Annotated in this window: 21 protein-coding genes; 11 read left to right on the forward strand and 10 right to left on the reverse strand. The window is 58.4% G+C overall.

Features of this window, described 5'->3' with window-relative positions:
* Positions 1–14 precede the first annotated feature (14 nt).
* The 6 genes from ACTAQJ_RS14570 to ACTAQJ_RS14595 form a co-directional block, all read right to left on the reverse strand.
* Positions 15–626 (reverse strand): hypothetical protein, encoded by a 612-nt coding sequence (locus ACTAQJ_RS14570; protein WP_498697113.1) that lies wholly within the window; start codon positions 624–626, stop codon positions 15–17.
* Positions 623–1,267: a DUF6286 domain-containing protein gene (locus tag ACTAQJ_RS14575; RefSeq protein WP_498697114.1), complete on the reverse strand. Its 645-nt coding sequence runs from the start codon at positions 1,265–1,267 to the stop codon at positions 623–625. The genes ACTAQJ_RS14570 and ACTAQJ_RS14575 overlap by 4 nt, the downstream gene beginning before the upstream one ends.
* Positions 1,264–1,644 carry a hypothetical protein gene (locus ACTAQJ_RS14580; protein ID WP_498697115.1) on the reverse strand — a complete coding sequence of 127 codons (381 nt, stop codon included), beginning with the start codon at positions 1,642–1,644 and terminating at the stop codon, positions 1,264–1,266. Before ACTAQJ_RS14580 ends, ACTAQJ_RS14575 begins: the two co-directional genes overlap by 4 nt.
* Entirely contained in the window at positions 1,641–1,832 is a 192-nt protein-coding gene (locus tag ACTAQJ_RS14585) for a hypothetical protein (protein ID WP_216922303.1), read from the reverse strand. The genes ACTAQJ_RS14580 and ACTAQJ_RS14585 overlap by 4 nt, the downstream gene beginning before the upstream one ends.
* Positions 1,829–2,266 carry an Asp23/Gls24 family envelope stress response protein gene (locus tag ACTAQJ_RS14590; protein ID WP_431117737.1) on the reverse strand — a complete coding sequence of 146 codons (438 nt, stop codon included), beginning with the start codon at positions 2,264–2,266 and terminating at the stop codon, positions 1,829–1,831. Before ACTAQJ_RS14590 ends, ACTAQJ_RS14585 begins: the two co-directional genes overlap by 4 nt.
* A gap of 91 nt (positions 2,267–2,357) precedes the next feature.
* Positions 2,358–2,909 (reverse strand): hypothetical protein, encoded by a 552-nt coding sequence (locus ACTAQJ_RS14595; RefSeq protein ID WP_498697116.1) that lies wholly within the window; start codon positions 2,907–2,909, stop codon positions 2,358–2,360.
* Between the two features lie 176 nt (positions 2,910–3,085).
* Between ACTAQJ_RS14595 and ACTAQJ_RS14600 the strand changes: the two genes are divergently transcribed.
* Together ACTAQJ_RS14600 and ACTAQJ_RS14605 are read left to right on the forward strand one after the other, a co-directional pair.
* On the forward strand, positions 3,086–3,766 hold the full coding sequence (locus ACTAQJ_RS14600; protein ID WP_498697119.1) for a DUF6318 family protein: 681 nt from the start codon (positions 3,086–3,088) through the stop codon (positions 3,764–3,766).
* Positions 3,767–4,092: 326 nt separating this feature from the next.
* Entirely contained in the window at positions 4,093–4,710 is a 618-nt protein-coding gene (locus ACTAQJ_RS14605; RefSeq protein WP_498697122.1) for a hypothetical protein, read from the forward strand.
* A 54-nt stretch (positions 4,711–4,764) separates the two neighbouring features.
* Here ACTAQJ_RS14605 and ACTAQJ_RS14610 read toward each other — a convergent pair whose 3' ends face one another.
* Positions 4,765–5,592, reverse strand: coding sequence for a glycerophosphodiester phosphodiesterase (locus ACTAQJ_RS14610; protein ID WP_498697123.1), 828 nt, complete (start codon positions 5,590–5,592; stop codon positions 4,765–4,767).
* A 9-nt stretch (positions 5,593–5,601) separates the two neighbouring features.
* The gene (locus ACTAQJ_RS14615) at positions 5,602–6,351 is read right to left on the reverse strand and encodes an MgtC/SapB family protein (protein WP_498697124.1); all 750 of its coding nucleotides are present in this window, start codon (positions 6,349–6,351) and stop codon (positions 5,602–5,604) included.
* Between the two features lie 430 nt (positions 6,352–6,781).
* Here ACTAQJ_RS14615 and ACTAQJ_RS14620 point away from each other — a divergent pair, with 430 nt between their 5' ends.
* Genes ACTAQJ_RS14620 through ACTAQJ_RS14630 form a run of 3 tightly spaced genes read left to right on the forward strand, consistent with a single transcriptional unit; the run spans position 6,782 to position 10,047 of the window.
* Positions 6,782–7,744, forward strand: coding sequence for a carbohydrate ABC transporter permease (locus tag ACTAQJ_RS14620; RefSeq protein ID WP_498697126.1), 963 nt, complete (start codon positions 6,782–6,784; stop codon positions 7,742–7,744).
* Positions 7,741–8,622 (forward strand): carbohydrate ABC transporter permease, encoded by an 882-nt coding sequence (locus ACTAQJ_RS14625; RefSeq protein ID WP_498697128.1) that lies wholly within the window; start codon positions 7,741–7,743, stop codon positions 8,620–8,622. The genes ACTAQJ_RS14620 and ACTAQJ_RS14625 overlap by 4 nt, the downstream gene beginning before the upstream one ends.
* A gap of 57 nt (positions 8,623–8,679) precedes the next feature.
* The gene (locus tag ACTAQJ_RS14630; RefSeq protein ID WP_498697129.1) at positions 8,680–10,047 is read left to right on the forward strand and encodes an ABC transporter substrate-binding protein; all 1,368 of its coding nucleotides are present in this window, start codon (positions 8,680–8,682) and stop codon (positions 10,045–10,047) included.
* Between the two features lie 283 nt (positions 10,048–10,330).
* Here the strand turns inward: ACTAQJ_RS14630 and ACTAQJ_RS14635 are convergent, their stop codons facing one another.
* Both ACTAQJ_RS14635 and ACTAQJ_RS14640 read right to left on the reverse strand, forming a co-directional pair.
* Complete coding sequence (locus ACTAQJ_RS14635; RefSeq protein ID WP_498697131.1) at positions 10,331–11,692, reverse strand: tyrosine-type recombinase/integrase; 1,362 nt, start codon at positions 11,690–11,692, stop codon at positions 10,331–10,333.
* Between the two features lie 155 nt (positions 11,693–11,847).
* Positions 11,848–12,663, reverse strand: coding sequence for a hypothetical protein (locus ACTAQJ_RS14640; protein ID WP_498697132.1), 816 nt, complete (start codon positions 12,661–12,663; stop codon positions 11,848–11,850).
* A 136-nt stretch (positions 12,664–12,799) separates the two neighbouring features.
* On the opposite strand from ACTAQJ_RS14640, the gene ACTAQJ_RS14645 reads away from it, so the two are divergent.
* The 6 genes from ACTAQJ_RS14645 (at position 12,800) to ACTAQJ_RS14670 (ending at position 18,606) form a co-directional block, all read left to right on the forward strand.
* Positions 12,800–13,021 (forward strand): helix-turn-helix domain-containing protein, encoded by a 222-nt coding sequence (locus ACTAQJ_RS14645; RefSeq protein WP_498697134.1) that lies wholly within the window; start codon positions 12,800–12,802, stop codon positions 13,019–13,021.
* Positions 13,022–13,163: 142 nt separating this feature from the next.
* Complete coding sequence (locus ACTAQJ_RS14650) at positions 13,164–13,601, forward strand: hypothetical protein (RefSeq protein ID WP_498697135.1); 438 nt, start codon at positions 13,164–13,166, stop codon at positions 13,599–13,601.
* A 46-nt stretch (positions 13,602–13,647) separates the two neighbouring features.
* Positions 13,648–13,917 (forward strand): helix-turn-helix domain-containing protein, encoded by a 270-nt coding sequence (locus ACTAQJ_RS14655; RefSeq protein ID WP_498702202.1) that lies wholly within the window; start codon positions 13,648–13,650, stop codon positions 13,915–13,917.
* Positions 13,918–15,768: 1,851 nt separating this feature from the next.
* The gene (locus ACTAQJ_RS14660; RefSeq protein ID WP_498697137.1) at positions 15,769–16,329 is read left to right on the forward strand and encodes a hypothetical protein; all 561 of its coding nucleotides are present in this window, start codon (positions 15,769–15,771) and stop codon (positions 16,327–16,329) included.
* Positions 16,330–16,941, forward strand: coding sequence for a hypothetical protein (locus ACTAQJ_RS14665; RefSeq protein ID WP_498697139.1), 612 nt, complete (start codon positions 16,330–16,332; stop codon positions 16,939–16,941).
* Between the two features lie 384 nt (positions 16,942–17,325).
* Positions 17,326–18,606: a hypothetical protein gene (locus tag ACTAQJ_RS14670; protein ID WP_498697142.1), complete on the forward strand. Its 1,281-nt coding sequence runs from the start codon at positions 17,326–17,328 to the stop codon at positions 18,604–18,606.
* The last annotated feature ends 452 nt before the right edge of the window (positions 18,607–19,058 follow it).

A 19,058-nucleotide genomic window follows, 5' to 3' on the forward strand; every position in this document is an offset into this window, starting at 1 on the left:
ATTAGCCAGGACAGTCAGCGAACCCGTTCAGCTTTTGTAAATTTCGCACGTGCCCCTGATGCCATATGGACCAATACGGGGGTCTTCTTGCCGATCACCAGGTCCAAGGCTTCAACCAGGCGTGAAATTTCGGCAGCAAGGAGGTGCGGCGCCACTCCCTGCCGGGGCTGGATGCGCACCCTCAATCCGGGCTGGCCTTTGACCTCATACGTGGCCACAGATGCGCCCGCGAGGTCCGGCCGATCTGCCAAAGCTGCGCGGAGCGCCTGTTCTGCGACGCCGCCACCGATCTGGACCTCACCCTCCACATGGCTCTCGTCGTCGCTGGCCACCAGAAGGTTTGCCCTGCCTTTACCCTGTTGCGACAGCCACGCGACCATCGCAATAATGATGGCCACCAAAACCACCCCGGCCACGATCCACAGCCAGCTTTCCTCACGGCCGGGGAACCGGGTTTGCTGGAATGCATCCTCCGCACGAGCCCACATGTCCGCGGCCCAGCCGTGCCACCACGTTGCTACGGCCGGAACAGTCGCCAGCAGGAGAAGAAGTAGCCCAACGGCCAGGAGCTTCACCCCGATGATGAAGAGGAGGACCCTGTTAAGGGCACGAGGTGTCCCGTTCACGCGCCAACCACCCCCGAGGTAGAGAGGTTCACCCGAACAGTGGGCATTGGAACGGGGGACATTTCATCGAGCTCGGACTGCACTGCTTTCAGGATGGCTTCTTCACTGACCCTGCTGCCTGATGTTGGCCGGACGTTGACCACCACCGATTGCCTGGACACAATCACCATGACCTGTTCCGGTGTCACGTTCGCGGCAGTCCGCGCGCGGCGCGCAAGTGCCGAGGCCAGCACTTCGTCGTCAACAACGACGGCGGTCCTTGGGTCCCGCAGCAGATGCCGGGCCCGCCTTCCTGGTAATACGGCGTGAAGGAGAAAAAACAGTCCGACCATGGCAATGACAGCACCGCTGGCGCCAAGCAGAAGAGGCGGGATGCCGGCTGGAAGTGCGATGACGCGCTCTGCTGCTGTGCTTGGGTCAACTAGCCATGGCGGTTGCCCGATGGCCTGGAGCACAGATTCCAGAAGTGCGATGACACAGAGAATGATCACCAGCACGGCAGCGATGCTGGCTGCTCCTGCCCGGGACGAGTGCGTTTCCCGGTGCAGGATACGGCTCATGGCCGGATCCTCGCCGGCGATAGGGCTGGCTCCGGAGCCGGCGTGAGAGGGTTCAATGGCTGTTTCCTGGTCCTGTGTCACCGGACGCGGCCTCCCTCTGAAACGTGGGCTCCACTGATCCTGATATCCACCCTGCTTATGCGGAAACCACTGAGCCGGGTGACACGCTCCAACACTGTTGCCTTTGCGGCCACAGCACGGTCCCAGATGGAGCCGCCGAAACCCTGGACGCGCTGTGGATTGCGCAGCACCTCGCTTAGGGCGGGGATGCTGATAGGTGCCACGATGGACAAAGCCAGCAGACCGTCGTCGTCCGACCAATCGGCGCGGATGTCGCTGGGTTCCACGCCAAGAGCCTCGGCGGCCGCGGCCTGTGCCAGCGATGTCAAAGCCTGGGTACTGATCCGGTTATGGCCGGCCAGGCTGGTGGTAGGTTCCACAGCCTCAGCCACGCTCATGACGAAGAGCGCCGGCCCGTAATGGCGTCCAGGACGCTGCGGAGATCAAGCTTGCCTTCAGCTGCACGGCCCAGAAGGGCGCCAATGCCCATAAAAAGCAGCGAGATAAGGAAGCCCCACAGCCCGAACTGGAAGGACATGAACGCCACGAAGGCGCCGATCGCGATTCCCACGACGGTCATGCTCATTGCAGTGCCTCCTTTTCGACCACGACGGTTTTGGGCTTGGGGGGCGGGGCCACATAGACATCGTTGATCTCGATGTTGACCTCGATGACCTGGAGCCCGACGAGTTCCTCCACAGCCCGATAAACAGCAGCCCGGACCTGGTTGGCAACGCCGTGCAAGGGATGCCCATAGACAGCCACAAGGTTGATGTCCACCGCTACTTGGGTCTCGCCCACTTCGGCGCGAACGCCCGCGGCGTGGTCCGAACTGCCCACAGCGTCGCGGATAGCGCCAAGCGCGCGGGATGGACCTGAGCCCAGGGAGTAGACACCTGGAACCGTGCGCGCAGCGATGCCCGCTACTTTTGCCACAGCCGCCTCGGAGATGATGGTGCGTCCGGTACCGAGGACCTCGCCCTCAGGCGCAGGGTCGATCTGCAAGTTCTGATCTGACATCGAAGCACTCCCCTTCTCTTGAGTACCACCCTAGCGTCTAGCTCGGACGCTTTGTGAGAGGCATCCAGAGTGAAGGGAACCCGCGCGGCGCCTACTTGCAGTTCTTATCCATCCAGTCCTGGATCGGCTTCATAAGTTCCTCGAACTCGGGCTCCCCGTACTTGCGAAAATCCGTGCCGGCCGACTCCGTATACGCCCTCAGCTTCTCAAAGCTCGGTTTCAGTTCCTCGGGCACTTTGTCCTGCATCCGGGACAGTTCCTCCTTGGCCTTCTTGATATCTTCCGGGTCGCCGCCCACCACGGCCGCCAACGGCAGGATGGTCACGCTCAACATCGCGGCACTCACGGAGATGCACGCTTCGGACAGGGACGTGAACTCGCCGTAGACACCGCCTGTGCCTGTGGTAGCGTCCGGGCTTGCACTGATCTCGGCCGACGGTTCAGTGCTGGATGTTGGCGCGTTCGATGACGACGCTATGGGCGTAGGCTGCGCAACCGGCAGCGGGAAGGAGCAGCCGCTGAGCGCCAATATTGCGGTGAGAAGACTGCCGAGCAGCAGCGGGGTGTTCCCTCGCCGGCCGGCACCTTTCCTGCGATTTCCGCCAAGAAGCCTGGACGTGTTTAAGCGTGTGGTTTCGATCATGGTGTCCCCCGTTGGATTGCCTGCAATGTCGAACCGGCGAGGGCAAGACTACGCCCGGCTTGCCGCAGTGAACAGAGGTTGAGTTATCCACAGGCAGTTCTCTTCGAGGGGGTCCTTGGAGCCCGCCCAACCTAGACTGGCCGACACACCACCAAACAGCCGCTGGGGAGCCTGTCATGCCACGCCTTTCACTTGCCTCTTTTACCGTTCTCACCGTCCGCATTGCAGCTGCTGCGCTCGGGATTTCGCTGCTGCTCACCGGCTGCCAGGGCGGCAGTTCACCGGGGAGCCCACCTTCAGAAACAGGCTCGACGACGGCGTCCCCCACCCCGCGTGCGAGCGGCTCAGTCGCTCCTGCGGTTCCTTCCGGGAGCGCCAAACCCTCCGGTGTGTATAAGCCTGCGGACGCGAAGGGCAAAGCACAAAATGTGCCTGTGCCCGTCATGCCCGAGTTGGCGAAAGAGAACACGAAGGAGGGGTTGGAGGCGTTTATCAGGTATTGGTTCACACTCCTGAGCTACGCGTACGAAACGGGAGACGTCTCCGGAGCGAAGGCCCTGGCGGACGGCGGTTGCATTCTCTGTTCAGACCTCTTTGCGGGAGTTGCGACCAACTATTCAGATGGTCGCTGGCTGGTCGGGGGTACATACCAGACCCCTGTGATTGAGGTTCTCTGGCAGACGTCCGCCACGTCGCAGGCTGCAAAGGTTCAGGTGCTCCAGAAAGAGATCCTCTACATGAATCCGGATGGATCCAATGGACGGGAGCTAACTCCGGCCACCAACGACGCTGCCGCCGTCTTTGTGGTGTTCAGGAATGATGCTTGGCTAACCACCGATCTCGGCGTCATTCGTTGAGACGGCACTCTATGCACCTAGCCAGAGTAGTTCCGCTTGTTCTTCTATTGCTCACTCCGAAATCTGCATTGGCCTCGACAGAGCCGCCGATACCAAGCCCAGGAACAGGTTTCAGTGAACGATCAATTGTGGTCGGCGCAGAATTCAGCCTAGATCCAGACACCGGTGTGCCGTCAGTATCGCTAAATTCCGATGCCACACCAGACGACCCCAACCAATACATGGCGGATACCCACTGCCGGGCAGACGGCCCGGACACCGTCGATCCTGGATGCCTGGCCCTAAGCTGCCCTGCCACAACACCGGGCGGCGATGAAGGAACACCGGTGATCTGGAAACAAGCACCCAAGTCCATCACAAACCCCGGCTGGACCAACTGGATCCCGGTCAGTGGACCCACGTGCCTGTACGACGCCAAACCCGAGAACGTCCTGGCCAACATCGCCACCCGGATCCTCAACGACTTCCGCCAACTCCCCGTCAACCCAGGAACCCTCGAAGCCCAACCCTTCCCCCACACCCTCAAAGGCGGACCCACGAACTTCTACACCACCGCCACCGAACAAGCCTTCGACATCACCATCCTCGGCCAAGCAGTCCACCTGACAGCAACCCCGGCAAGCTTCACCTACAACTTCGGCGACGCCACCACCCTCGGCCCCACCCCGGTAGCCGGCTACGCCATCCCAGAAGCCGACTGGCTCCTCAACGAAACCCGCAGCAGCCACAGCTACACGGCTACAGGGAACTACCCCGTCACCATCACCACCAGCTTCACCGGAACCTACTCCGTCAACAACGGACCCCCACTGCCCATCAACGGAACCCTGGACCTGACCACACCACCCAAAACCATCCAGGTCTGGAAAACAGAAAAAGCACTCGTCGCCGACACCTGCCAGGAAAACCCCAAATCCTGGGGCTGCCCCGACGCTGAAGAATAGCGGAGCTGGGTAGGCACAGGCTGGTCAGGCACGAGCCCGTCCAGGTTCCCCGGCCTACGCCGGGGAAACCGTGTGCAGCAATGGCAACGTGATGGGGCGTGGGGCGGCAAGAGGCTCGCCCAATTCACCCAGGACTTGCCTGGCCAGGGCTACATCGTTGACGCAGATCCCATCGACTCCGAGTTGGACGGCCGCGCTGATTTCGTCACTTGTCGCCAGGGTCCAAGGAAACACCTTGAGTCCGGCGCCATGAGCTTCGGCGACCAATCCGGCGTCGAGAATTCCAAAAGCGGGCGCAACGGCGGAAGCCCCGGTTGCCAAGGCAGCCATCACGAGGTCTTTAACGGTGGAAGGATAGAGGCCTACCGACCGGACGGGGCTCTCCCTACTCAGCGCTACCAGCGGAACTCCCGGCAACATCCCGGACATTGCCCGGATGATTTGGGGATCAAAGCTGCGCACGCGCAAGGCCTGTTCGCCCTGGTGAGCCTTCAGCACCTTGGACAATTCAGTTACTATCCGGTGGCCATACTGGTCCCAGGCCGCACCGTCAGTTTTGACCTCAATGTCCAGGACGACGTCGGCGGCATTAGCGAAGCGCAAGAGCGCAAGGGTCTCCGACAACGACGGCGCACGTGTTTCAGGATCGACGTCGGTAGTCGTGGCCGGGTGCTGCTCAACCGCGGCCTGAAGCATGGTCTCCAACCTGATGTCGGCGGTTCCGATGACGGCGTCGTGTCTCAATACCAGTTGCATGTCAGACGTGAGCCAGACATCGACTTCTATGGCATCCACGCCCAGGCGAAGTGCCTCGACGAAGCTCGCCAATGTATTCCCGTGCCGTGTGGCCAGAACGCCCCGGTGGCCCTGAATCTCGATCATTTGATCTTCCTATTCCGATTCGTCCACAAGGGAAACTTCGGTAACTGTGGTGAGTTGAGACAGTTGGGCGACGATGTCCGACGCAGCCATGGTGCCTTCAATCTCCAGCTCTATCTCAATGAGGTCAGCTGTGGCGGCGGTTTCTGGAGCTGTCATCAACCGGTCCATCACGCCCTTGGTCTCGGCCGAGCCCCGGGTCGTGGCGAAGCCCTGAACACGGAATCCTTGCTCGGTGCACGTTCGGAGCACGTCCCTCAGGGCTCCCACACCGTCCATATACGTAACTTTCAACAGCCACTGGCTTGGCAAACCAAAGCGGAGCTTCGCAGTCACCACGGGATAAACGTAGACGATGACGAAGTGGGCTGCGGTGACGAATACGGCGGGCAGCAAGAGGCCTGCACCGGCGGACGTTCCGACTGCTGCTGTAACCCAGATGGAGGCTGCTGTAGTCAATCCGCGGACTTGGTTGCGCCGCACGAACACCAGCCCCGCCCCTATGAAACCAATGCCTGAGACCACTTGAGCCGCCAGCCGGGAGGGATCCAGCCTCACCAGGTCCACCGTCAGTACATCGCTAAAGCCGTATTTGCTCACGACCATAAACAGTGCGGCGCCCAATCCAACCATGGCATGTGTTCTCATGCCCGCGGACTTGTTCTTGCTCTGGCGTTCAAACCCTATGGCCGTGGATAGGACGAGTGCTGCGGCCAAGGCCAGACACATCTGCCACCACTGTGTATCCGCGCTGAAGATCACTTAGTGCTCCGATTCGGTTATCAACCCCCTTCTTCTGTCCTCTATGTGGAAGATCCAGTCCGATACAGATGTTCCATGCAAGAGCAGCTCAAGGTAGACACGACGCGAGCCGGTCCTCCAGCCAATTCTTCAAGCCTCAGAACGTTCCAGTCAACGCTTCTGCACATTCGTGCAAATTGATGCGCGAACTTTGTCAGGACGTATTAGCATGGTATTTTTCGCCGGCTGATCGGGGCTGAAAGACCTAATAACACGCCACAGGAGCCCATTTTCATCGTTCCGGAATCGGGTCTTGTGATCAGCCATCTTTATGTGTAGGTTGACCATGACCTGAAGTTAGGTTGTCAGGTCAAATGTGAAACAAATGCTTTTTTGCAAGTGCTAAGTCGCCCGGACAGCGATGACGAGGGGGTCAACGTGAGGGTTTTCCATGGGCAGATTAGACACAAGTGTTGCGCAAACCAGTAGGGCACCGGTTCACAGACCGCCAATAAGCACCCCGAAGAACCGACGGTGGAATCGGAGGACACGCAGGGACGCATGGGTTTTTGCCGCTTTCGCGGCACCCAATGTCCTGCTCATCCTCCTTTTTACCTACCGTCCGCTCGTCACCAACTTCTACTATTCCACCCTCGACTGGACGCTCGGGGCAGCCACAGCAACGTCTGTAGGGCTGGGCAACTATGTGGAGTTCTTTACCTCCCCCGACGCTTCAAGCGTGCTGGGCGTAACAGCCATATTTACGATCACCACCGTTGGCGGTGCGATGATCCTGGGCCTGCTGGTGGCCTTGGCTCTTAACCAGAAACTGAAGGGCACAACATTTGCCCGGGCAGTGGTTTTCGCGCCCTACGTCCTTTCCGGCGTCGGCGTCGGCTTGGTGTGGTTGTTTATTTTCGATCCGACCTATGGCGTCCTTTCATGGATTCTTCGCACAGTTGGTCAGGCGAGTCCCCAGTGGGTCAACGATCCAAAGCTCGCTCTTCTCATGGTCATCATCGTGTACGTGTGGAAGAACCTCGGCTATTGCGCCGTGGTGTATCTGGCAGGCCTGCAGTCCATTCCCACCCAGCTCTTGGAGGCTGCCGCGTTGGATGGCGCCAGTAGCCTGCGGCGCTTCACATCGGTGGTGCTTCCCCTTCTTTCCCCCACCACTTTCTTCCTCCTGATCACCTCACTGCTGAGCTCCCTGCAGGCGTTCGACATCATCCGCATCATGACTCCATCCGGCAACGGAACCAGCACCCTGATCTTTGACTCCTATCTTCAGGCCTTCGGCTCCTACAACCGGGCCGGATACTCCGCGGCCATCTCGGTTGTGCTGTTCGCCGGATTGCTCGTCATGACAGCTGTGCAGTTGCGCTTCGTGGAGCGAAAGGTTCACTACTCATGAGCACCACCACCCTTGAAGCCACACCACGCCGTGACCGTCCGTTCTCCTGGCAAAACCTAGGCAAGACGATTGCCGGGGGTTACGTCCCCCTTCTGCTGGCAACCCTGGTGGTCTTCGTGCCCCTCCTATGGATGATGTTGTCTTCCCTCAAAGCGCCCGGCGAGATCGTGACAACAAACCTGACTCTGCTGCCGAAGAGCCCGAGCCTTCAGAACTACGCAGACGCAGCATCTACCGTGCCCTTCGCGCGATTCTTCCTCAACAGCGTGATCGTCACGGTCATCGGATCCACCATTAAGTGCGTACTGGCAGTCTTCACGGCGTACGCACTCGTGTTTGTCCGTTTCCCCTTCAAGAGGGTGATCTTCCTCCTGATCCTGGTTGCGCTGATGGTCCCGCCCCAGGTTTCCGTGCTTCCCAACTACGTTTTGATCGCAGGCATGGGAGGGCTCAACACGTATTGGGGAATCATCCTTCCAGGCTTGGGAACGGCGTTTGGCACCTTCCTCCTGAGGCAGCATTTCCTCACACTGCCGCCGGCAATCCTGGAATCAGCGGAAATCGACGGAGCGGGTCACTGGCGCAAGCTCTGGAAGATCGTTGTCCCGGTGTCCGTGCCGAGCATCGCGACCGTGGCTTTGGTGACCATCGTTTCTGAATGGAACGAGTACATCTGGCCGCTGATCGTGACGGACCATCCAGACATGATGACCCTTCCTGTGGGCCTTACTCAGCTGGTCAACAGCGATGGCAGCACCCAGAACTGGGGCATGCTCATGGCCGGCGCGGTGATCGTCCTTCTACCGATCTTGCTCATCTTTGCCGCTCTGCAGCGGTACATCGTCTCCGGGCTCACCCAGGGCTCGGTTACCGGCTAAAACTCCACCCTTTCGAGAATGCTCAAGCACCTCGATCACTAGAAAGGCACTTCCTCTATGTCAAAATCACTTTCCCGGAAGCATTTCCTCGGCTTGGCTGGAGCCTCAGTCACCGCCATTGCGCTTGCAGCTTGTGGCGGTCCCTCGACGGATGCCGGAAGCACATCAGCAAAGACGCTCTCCCCGGAGGATTGGTCCAAGATCAAACCTGCCCCCAGCATCAGTTTCATGTCCAGCCATCCCGGTAAGTCCCGGGAAACGGAGCTGAAGCTGATAGAGGCCTTCCAAGCGGCCAATCCGGATATCAAAGTCAACCTCATCACCGGAGGCTCAAACTACGAGGAAGTGGCGCAAAAGTTCCAGACTTCCCAAGCCGGGAGCGAAGTGCCGGACGTGGTGGTGGCATCGGATGTGTGGTGGTTCCGTTACGCGGTCTCAGGTGCCATCCTTCCGATTAATGCCCTTCTCAAAGCTGTCAACGTCAGCTCCTCCGACTACAAGTCCGGTTTGATCGCCGATTACAAGCATTCCGATCAGCTGTGGGCAGTCCCCTACGCCCGGTCAACCCCGTTGTTCTACTTCAACAAGGACCACTTCAAGGCCGCCGGGGTTCCCGAGCGGGCGCCAAAAACCTGGGAAGAGTTCGCCGAGTGGGCACCCAGGATCAAGTCGGCAAATGCCTCGGCTTCCGGATACCAGAACGCCTACCAGTACCCGGCGATCGCTGGTTACGCCGGCTGGACGCTTCAAAACGTTCTCTGGGGACAAGGCGGCGGTTGGTCCAAGGAGTGGGAGATTACGGCAAATTCAAGCCAATCTGTTGCCGCGATGCAGTGGGTGCAGGACTCCATTGTGAAGAATGGCTGGGCCGGGGTCTCCTCCAAGAATGCCATTACCGACCTTCAAGCCGGTGCAATCAGCGCTACGATCAGCTCATCCGCCGACCTTGCCGCCACCCTTAAGGCAGCGAAGGAAGCAAACATGAGGATCGACGTCGGGTTCTTGCCGGGTGGGTCGGCCGCCGCCTCGCAGGTCTGTCCCACGGGCGGTTCCGGCTTGGTGATCGCCAGCAAAACGTCACCGGAACGGCAGCTTGCAGCCGCCAAGTTCATCACGTTCATGACGAACGCGCAGAGCACGTCTACTTTGTCTGCTGCAACAGGCTACCTACCCGTAGCGGAGGCGGCAGATATCTCGGCGATTGTTGCCCAGACTCCGGAATTCCAAACTGTCGTAGACCAGCTCAAGGTGACCCGCACCCAGGACTTTGCACGGACGTTCCTCCCCGGCGGAGACCAGGAGCTGGCCAAGGCAGCCACCAGGATCATGAATGAAAAGGCCGACGTGCAAGCAACGCTGACCGAGTTGAAGGGAACGCTGGAAGGCATTTACAACAAGGACGTGAAGCCGAAGCTGAAAGCCTAGTCCACAGCGGCGAAGCGTAGGCATACATGGGGGCCTACGCTTCGCAGCTGACCATCCTGACGACGCTTGGATTTGCGTGTCGTGAGGATCACAAAGCAAAGGCCGCAGAAGCGGCGACCTGTTAAGAAGAAAAGCACCAGTTCCGAAGAACTGATGCTTCCCAGTGGTGGCTCCGACCGGCGTCGATCCGGTGACCTTTCGATTTTCAGTCGAACGTTTTGGAGGGGAGAATCCCAATAGACACGGGAGATCCTGACCTCGATACCAAGGGATTACCAAGGGCCTATCGTGTGAACCGTTCTGGGATCAACCTGTCGAGGCCGTCGGCTGCAGTGAAGAAATCGTCCTCGAAAAGTTCCGCGTAGGTGTTCAACGTGGTCGTGGCATCCTTGTGACCGGCAATGCGCTGGACTTGCTTCACGTTCTTAGTTACCGCAAGGTAAAGGCTCACGGCTGTGTGTCGAAGGTCGTGGAATACCGGCGGCCGGAAATCCATGGCCCCGTACTCGAGCTGGATGCCGGACGATCTGCGCAGCTCACCACGCAGTTCTTCGGCAACCGTAGTTTGTGATGCCAACGCCAACCATGTGTCGGAATCTACAGAGCCCTGATTTTGCAACTCCAGATCGTATTGAAGACCGGTCAAGGTGGCCAGGGTCAGATCCCCGAAGTAGGCCAAACCACGTCTTGTTTCTGTAACGCCGAGGGCGGATTGAACCCGGCCGACACTTGTCGAGGCCAGACGCCTCGCTGGCTCGAAGTACCGCCTCGTAAAGTTGGAGTTCCTCATCGGCAGTCCCTGTGCGGAGGGAAACAACAATCCGTCTGGCGTCCTTCCTTCAACAAGATCAACTAGGTTGCGCGCCAAGGAAGTCGGAAGCGGGACCTCACGGGATTCATGGCCCTTGGTCTCACCCAGGACAAGCTGGCCATTGACTTCTGAGTAGGCCTTGGATACCGACACATAGGCCTTGGGGCCGAGATCAAGATCGCCGATGACCAAAGCCGTGACTTCGCCCCATCTCAAACCGGTGAGCCCAGTAAATCTGACCAGAAGTTCATGACGGCCGGAACACGCGGCCAACCGCTCAAGCTGGGGACGCGTCAGATAAACAGGCTTACGGGCAGTATTTGTCAGGGGGACATAATCACGTGCGCCAGATGGATCCTTGGCTGGGTTAGCCGCAAGGACACGGATTCCCACGGCGTAGTCCAGCATCCTCGAGAACTGCTTTGACGCACGAGCTCTCGTGTCGCGGCCAGCGATCCGACCGTCGACGCCGTTCATGGTGTGGGTCCACCTAGCAATATCCGCGTACGCTACGTTGCTCAGCGGCAATTTTCCCCAGTACGGATCGATCATCCGCTTGTAAAGCCACTCGTAGCCCTGGACGGTTTTAGGCGTGGCAGGACGTCTCCCACTCGCGCCGACAGATTCGATCCGACCAATCCAGACTTTGTACAGTTGGGCAACCGTCATACCAGCCGCCGACCTGCGGTCGACATAGGTCCCCGTTCGTACTGACTTGGTCTGTTCCTTGTGGAACTCCTCAGCCTCGTCTTTCTTCTTAAATCGTTTCGTCTTCCACTTTCCCTGGGGGTCTTGATAACCAACTTCCCATCGACGGGACTTGAGCTTGGACACAGCTGGCGGGATCAAGCCAAGCCCTTTCGCGCGGTCGGCCTGCCGTTCCGCGAATTGCCGGGCTTTGGCCTCAGTCTCGTATTCGTTCCGTAGCCGTTTTCCCGAGACCGACGAGTATGTAACCGCCCAATCAAGCTTGCGAATGCCCATGTCCGTTACTCCAGACTCTGTTTCTGCGCGAGGCCTTCGAATAGGGCTTGCTCGTCTCCGACGAGCAGGACTCTATCCTCGTCGGGACCGCGATCTTCGATGAGACCATGCCATACATACTGTTCATTTATCCCGTACTTCTCGGCTATCTCCCGTTGCGTCATGCCGGTCATTCGCAGCCGACGGAATCCGGGGAAGTCTGGATCGGTTAGAAGAGCGCCGAGTGGTGTCAACGATCCGGAAGCTTTACCGCGCTCACCTGGGGTCAGAAGGAATCGTCGCCGCGCTTCCTTTATCCGCTGCGCCATTACAGCGGGCGACATGTCAACGAGTTCCGCCAGGGTTGCCGTTGCGCGCGAGTTGCCCAGGCGGATCTGTTCTGCGTACTTAGCAGCCAACGCGGCGTACTCGACATTAGTCTTTGCCACAGTCTTGTCTCGCCATGCTTCAAACCTCCCTTCAACGAATGATGCGTTTCCCTTCATCTGCTTGACCTGTTCTGCTTCCACCTGCTGCCGATCCCGCGCACGCCGGACCGTCGCATCCACGCGTGACTCCAGCTCCAGGCCTCCAAGCGGAGGGGGTCCGCTTTCGCGGCCCAACGGAAGCAAAAGAATCTCTTTTATCGACCAAGCATCGGTCGTGAACCCGACACGTAGACCAACCGCCCATTTGGTAATCGGAAACGCCAGCATCGCGAAGTCATCGTGGAACTTCTCGAGCGGCGCGACTCCTTCGAGGGACACGGCATTGTGCCGTTGGAGGATAACCAAATTTTCAACGAGCTTCCGGAGGGCAGAACCCGCAGCGTCTGACTTCATGCCCTCACAGTATCCGGTCAGACCCAGCACCTTAGATTCATAGTTGACAACTTTGAATGCATGCTCTTATGCTATCCCCACAGTTCAAAGTTAGCAACTATGAGTCAAGCCAAGAAACTATGAAGGGGTGCAGATAGTGAAACAACATCCGGAGCTGTCGGGGAAGACGCTTGGCGGGAATGCGCCACAGTCGGACTACCTCACACGGTCCGAGGCCGCCAGCTATATGAACGTGCCCGCGCATTGGCTCGCCAACAACACCAAGAGCGGGCCTCCGATCATCAAGATCGGCGGTCTTGTGCGCTATTCAGCGGCCACCCTTGATGCCTACATGGCGGCACATGAGTGCCGGCAGTGACCAAACAAATCGTTCAAGAAAACCGAGCGACTGTACACACCCAGTGAAAAGACTGGGGATTCCTCTCAAGGAATCTAATCGGTGTGGCGACCGCACCGCAGGGTCATCCACCAACCCGCAACTTCAACAAATGGAGGTAAATGTGTCCATTCCCCGTCGCAAGACCCATCCCCATCGCGTGAGCGATGACGAGTGGGAGGCTACCCTGCTGGCTCGGCGCCTCAGCGCGGCCCAATTCGAGCCGCATCCGACGCCTCAGCGCAGCGTCACAGAACTTTCGGGCCAAGGTCTGAACCCATACCTGGACCACTGGATCACTGCGGTCAATGGCGACCCTGCCATCAGTGCCGAAGCCTTGCTTGTCGCAAATGCTATCTCGCAGTACGTCAGCATTGGTCGCGCTGCCCTCACCGATTGGCAGCAACTGAACCGCGACATCGGGCGCGAACGGCGCGACCCTCGCGTGCACTCGGAACTTCGTGAGCTTCAGACTGCAGGGTACTTGGGGCGCCACCAGAGCAACATGAATAACCAGTCGGGCAAGTGGCAGATCCAACTTCCGAAGGAGAACCGTGACTGACCCAATTCCCCGGAAGCAATCGCGTCCTCTGCAGTACTTGAAGGCGGTGGCAAATTCCAGCCTCCCCACTGGAGCTCGGGCGGTCTGCTGGGCGCTTGCCAGTTTCGCAGACAATACGAACGGCACCGCATGGCCGTCACTCGCGACGCTCGCCAAGGCCACAGGCCTTTCAAAACCGGTGATTTCAAGGCATACAGTTCGCGCAGAGGCCGCCGGCTATCTTCTCAAGACTGTTCGTAAGAACAATTCCGTTGTCTACACCATCACTGAGCCCTGTTCGGATGGCCTGCCGGGTCATCCAAGGACTGAGACGTAGCTGAACGATGGCGCGAGGGGCTTTCCCCGAAGAGTTCCTCGCCCCGAGCTGGTAACGGTTATTGGGCTGAAGCGCATGGGCTACATCGAAAGAGACCACCCACCCCCGGGCTACAAAGTAGCCGCAGCTGTAATGCATTTATCGCCGTGGACCTACAGCAACTTTCCCGATACGGGATTACCGCGAGAATAGCGCCCCTTAACTACCTCACGGTTCAACTACCTCAGGTAGAACGACCCCAAGGGAGGACTACCTGAATGAGAACTACCTCTATCAACTACCGACAGCCTTACTCCCTCGCAACAAAGTTTCACTTTGTGGTCCTCTGTTGAGGCCCCGTCATCATTGCTTGCGGCCCTGCTTGGGCAGGGCAACAGGCTGTTCACCAAATCAGGCCCTGCTGCCAGAGGGAGCAGGCAACAGGCCCTGCTCCCAGGGAACAGACCGCTGCAGCTGGTGACCGGTGAAGGCAAGCGGAGCGCCGTGCAGCCCGGAGGGCGGAGCAAGCTCCGCGTAACTCACTGAATCCTGCGAAGTACTGCGCCGACTCGCGGTCCGCGACATCCGCCAACTCCTGAAAGGCAAGACCTTGATCAAAAAACCGCCGAGGTCCGGATCCCACCCCGAGAGTCTTCGGCAGGCCAGGACGTTCGACACCAACAAGCGCCACTACATCGGGCTTGGGCTGTGCTCCCGCTGTGCTGCCCAGGCAGCATGGGGGCACCAGTGTGGCTTTTCACAGTCAAGGCCGCCCTGCGCAGCTTGTCAGCCAATCGTCGCAACTTTCCCCGTGAAAAGGCCAAACGGGTGGCGGTGCAGCAGTCCGCGGCGGGGGGCTAAGTTCTCGTCGGCCATCCGCCCCGAGAAACAGGCCGGAACAGGTTCTGACACCAATTCCTTGACAACGCCAGCGCAAGGCGTGCGGTGAGTTCCGCGTTGTCGTGAGGGGTCAATTGAACAGTAACCAGCCAGCCCGAAGGGCCCCGCCTTGGGGGACACCTTTTCACGTGCACGAGGATGCAACGATCACTTCCACAGTCCACCGTTCGTGGTCATTTCCTCAGACGTCTGCAGTGGGGGCGGACGGGCGCGGCCTCTTCCCTTAACTCGAGCAACAACCGACACGGCTGGATGCGACGGCCTCCTGAGCGCTGCGTTTTGGCAGGTTTCTGACGACGCTGTCACGAACGCCCTAGACCACCTCACTATCTCCTAAGAGTGTCGGAATTAGGCCCGGCGAATAAGGGGATTTCCTATACCTTATGCCGCGAGACAGTCTGTCGATGATGGCACTTGGCCGGACCGTTCTGCCGCCCGCTCCTAGCTTGAAGGCCTCGCATGATCTCGCCGTTTAGGCTATTTGGAGCTTGATGAATCTCAAGAGGCCGATTGAGCCGGCCGTCGTTGCGGGTGCCTGATGCTCCTAAGCGTTTCACTCGTAATGAAAAGGTCATCAGTTCGATTCTGGTAGGAAGCTCGGTAGAGAACCCCTGGAAATCAAGGATTTCCAGGGGTTCTCACGCTTCTCATTGACAAATCGGTCCACCTGAGCATCCCGCCATATAACTCGTGTTCCCGCGGCTATTCGTACTTTTTTCGTCACCGTCCGGCTCGGGCTTCAGCAGCTCCATTCGTTGGCACGAAGGCGTTAGAAACCTCGAAGACTCCAAAAGTCCGGCTCTTTCAACCTGGCCTTGGACGGTCCGAAGAGCCGCCGACCCCTACAGCGTGGAACCGCTAAACTGGGGGCTGCGTCCCGCAAGAAGACAACAGCGGCGCGCAGGGCCCGTGTCGTCGGACCCGAATGCTAATCTCTCGACATAATCGAGTAAGCCACAAGGAGGGACAGTGATGGGGAACCCCATAGAGATCGACGACGCGATCGTTCTACTGCTCGGCAGCCCCTCCTCCTCCGGAATGCCCGCCGGCGAAATCAAAGGGATTACGCGTCTGGAGAAGATGATCTTCCTTCTGGAGCGGGAGACGTCCAGCGACAAGTGGCTGGAACAGAAGGCTGATTTCGAGCCCTACAATTTTGGTCCCTTCTCGCAGAAGATCTACCAGGCGGTCGACACGCTCGCCGCGGCAGAACTGATAGAGGACTCGTCGTCGCTCGCTCCCGACGCATCCGATTCCTGGGAACAGCGAGAGCTGATTGGGGGTGCCGGCGGTCCTGGCATTGGGGGCAACCCCTACACGACCCGTGACTTCCACCTAACAGAGCGCGGATGGCGTTACTTCAACGCACTGAAGCGAGAACTGACAAAAGACTCGTTACAGGAGCTGGCAGAATTCAAGAGCCGCTTCGCACCCCTCCCGCTGCGGCAATTAATTCGATACGTCTACTCCAGGTACGAGCAATACACCACCAAATCCGTAATCCGGGACCAAGTGCTTGGCCCGGGCGGATAAATGTTAATTCACGAGGCAGTCGTCGACCAAGCGGCAAAAGCTGACATAAATGTGGTCACAGGACTAGGAGTAGCGCTCTTCCTTGCCGGCGGTGCCGGATTTTGGGCGCTTATCCATCTCCGCGGCAAGACGGTCGATCGGCTATGGAGCCACATTGACATTGCCTTTGAGGCGCTTACTGACAAAGCATTTGCTTCACTAGGGACACTCCGAACCCACATCAATGAGCTGCTGCCGGATCCTGATGCCGACTTCGACCCCCTGGATGTCATCGTTGATCCATCCTCGGTCGAAAAGCCTGCCAAGGTTAGCATCCGACTACTCAAAGAACGCCATCGAATTCGACGGCAATATAGGCGTTTGTTGCGAGTTTGCAGTTGGCTAAAATATTCCGTATTGAGCTTCACAATATCGGTGGCAATTACTACGCTTGTTTATCAATTCATGTTTGCCGAGAGTGGATTATGGCAATTTCTTTTCTACATGACGATAGGCATTGCCGTGGGTGTGGTCTTCCTGGTGGCCGCCTACACCACATTAGTGGCACGGATAGATGGCGTCATTGAGAACTGCAAACCTAAGTCAAATCGTTCGGTGGTAAATTCAAAGTGATGCTCTTTATTGAGGATGACATTGCATTCGACACACCTGGCGAATCGAGGATGATGCCACCCCTAGTCGAGTGGTTGAGGGCCAGAAGGTGGCTGCGCCACGACTCGATCATTGTTCGTGAGTTTCCCATCAACGGGCGACGCGTAGATCTCGTAACAAAGACAAGATCGGGCGTGATGTCCGCATTCGAACTCAAGCTGGGCGGTTTTGGGCGAGTCTTGGAACAGGCCGTCTACAACCGCCAGACGTTCGATAAGTCCTGGATAGTCATTGGAAACTGCCCGAAACAGTCCAATGTTGACGAGGCGGCTCGCTTTGGCGTGGGGATCATAGTCGTGACGGACTCGATGCCCACTGTAATATTGCGCCCAGGAGCGCCTATCCGTGACGAGCATTCCCGACAGAGAGCACGAAGGCGGCTCATGGAAAGTGGGGATACACATGTTTGAACGGTTCCAGCACTATTTAAGTTACGGATCCACGGATCAACAAACCGTCCGAGAGCTGTCGGACTACTTCGACGGCCTCATAGTCCCCGGAACAATTGCTGCGTTTCAGGCGGAAGGCACCAAGGGCTTTGTCCTCAGCCTCTCCGCTCGTTCAAATGATCCATACGTAATTGACCCGAGATTCCCACTGTTCCAAAACAGGCTTGCAACTCCGAAAAAATCCCACCTGATGCTGGCAGATGCCCTGGGGGTTCCTGAGCTCATCAGGAGCTACTCGACGCCCACCCCTGAAGAATTCGACGACGGCACGATCAAGACGATCGCGCGCTCGTGGATTGACTTCAACGTGGGCTTCGAGGACGTCCAAATGAAAACATTCGACAAGTACGCGGCACGGTTGAATGAGGAAGTCCTTCCACAGAATCGTCAGGATCCCGCCTTCGTCCTTCCTCCCTACACCATGGTCGGGACTCTGGACGACGGCTGGAGCGACGTTTCAGACTTGCTCTGGACGGCATCCTATGAGTACGCGCATTCAAAGAGAATTGCGCGGAAACTTCGACGAGTCATCGCTGCCAGCACGGCAGACGTCTGGAGCCTCCTCGCATCAAGGGTGGGCGATAGCGAAATCGTGGCTTGGGTCAGCGGCCTGGACGAGTTCAAACTCAGCGGAGAGTCCGAACTCGTTGCCTACGGCCGAGCCCTCCAAGGCTGCGAATCGCGTAACCAACGCGTATTCGCGCTCTATGGCGGTTTTCTGTCCGTGCTGTTCTCACGGTACGGCCTCTTTGGTTCGTCCCACGGCATCGGTTTTGGTGAGCACCGGGACTGGGTAGAGCTCCCAACGTCGGGGGCGCCACCAGCCCGCTATTACGTCCCCAAATTACACCGATACATAGGTGTTGATGTCGCTGAAGCTATATGGCGTCAGTTCCCTGAACTGATCGAATGTGAGTGCGCAGAATGCGATGGCCAGTCGCCGAATGCCATGGACTACCACGGACTAATGAAGCATTCCGTCCGAGCCAGATCGGCAGAGATTGCGAAGTGGCCCACCATGCCGACGCCCGATGTGGTCGCCGAACTCACACGAGACTCGGAGAGCTTCAGGATCGCGATCCGTGAGCTAGACCAACCGGGCAGGGTAATCAAACGAGCCGAAGAATCATATACCCACCTAAACATGTGGGCGAGAGTCATGACCACACTCGGTTGATGCGCCCGATGAGGTAGTCCATCTTGGAGCGTCTCTTCGCAGCACATTTGGGGTCAACGGCCGAGGATTGCAGCTGCGTACGATGCCAGTAGATGCCAATCATTTTGGCTGTCGCCGCCCGATCCGCTCCACGGTCCCTCCGCGTGGCGGCCAAAAGCCATATATCAATCAATTCTGACGGCGGCCTGCCTTGCGTCTCCCAGTCGATCCTGGGCTGACCTCATTGATAAGGTCCGTCCATGCCCGAGGCTGAGTTCAACGTTCCCGCTTCTGGCGTTAGTGTCACCTCACGAGGAAGCCGAGTTCTGCTGCGCCATCTGTCTCGCAATACAGCCGCAAGGGTCCAGCGCCAACACTGCCTTTAAGTGGATGCCTTTTTGCCCAAATAGTCATCCGGAAGCCTGCCTTGGTGCGGTCACAGCTGCCGGCGCCCCATACCATTTGGTCTAGGG

It is taken from the genome of Arthrobacter sp. alpha11c (assembly GCF_054149985.1).

Bases quoted from the DNA above. Each gene is read 5' to 3' on its own strand.
- ACTAQJ_RS14580 (WP_498697115.1), bottom strand. From the start codon at position 1,644: ATGAGCGTGGCTGAGGCTGTGGAACCTACCACCAGCCTGGCCGGCCAT.
- ACTAQJ_RS14610 (WP_498697123.1), bottom strand. From the start codon at position 5,592: ATGATCGAGATTCAGGGCCACCGGGGCGTTCTGGCCACACGGCACGGG.
- ACTAQJ_RS14590 (WP_431117737.1), bottom strand. From the start codon at position 2,266: ATGTCAGATCAGAACTTGCAGATCGACCCTGCGCCTGAGGGCGAGGTC.
- ACTAQJ_RS14620 (WP_498697126.1), top strand. From the start codon at position 6,782: ATGGGCAGATTAGACACAAGTGTTGCGCAAACCAGTAGGGCACCGGTT.
- ACTAQJ_RS14660 (WP_498697137.1), top strand. From the start codon at position 15,769: ATGGGGAACCCCATAGAGATCGACGACGCGATCGTTCTACTGCTCGGC.
- ACTAQJ_RS14600 (WP_498697119.1), top strand. From the start codon at position 3,086: ATGCCACGCCTTTCACTTGCCTCTTTTACCGTTCTCACCGTCCGCATT.
- ACTAQJ_RS14640 (WP_498697132.1), bottom strand. From the start codon at position 12,663: ATGAAGTCAGACGCTGCGGGTTCTGCCCTCCGGAAGCTCGTTGAAAAT.
- ACTAQJ_RS14665 (WP_498697139.1), top strand. From the start codon at position 16,330: ATGTTAATTCACGAGGCAGTCGTCGACCAAGCGGCAAAAGCTGACATA.
- ACTAQJ_RS14585 (WP_216922303.1), bottom strand. From the start codon at position 1,832: ATGAGCATGACCGTCGTGGGAATCGCGATCGGCGCCTTCGTGGCGTTC.
- ACTAQJ_RS14595 (WP_498697116.1), bottom strand. From the start codon at position 2,909: ATGATCGAAACCACACGCTTAAACACGTCCAGGCTTCTTGGCGGAAAT.
- ACTAQJ_RS14625 (WP_498697128.1), top strand. From the start codon at position 7,741: ATGAGCACCACCACCCTTGAAGCCACACCACGCCGTGACCGTCCGTTC.
- ACTAQJ_RS14630 (WP_498697129.1), top strand. From the start codon at position 8,680: ATGTCAAAATCACTTTCCCGGAAGCATTTCCTCGGCTTGGCTGGAGCC.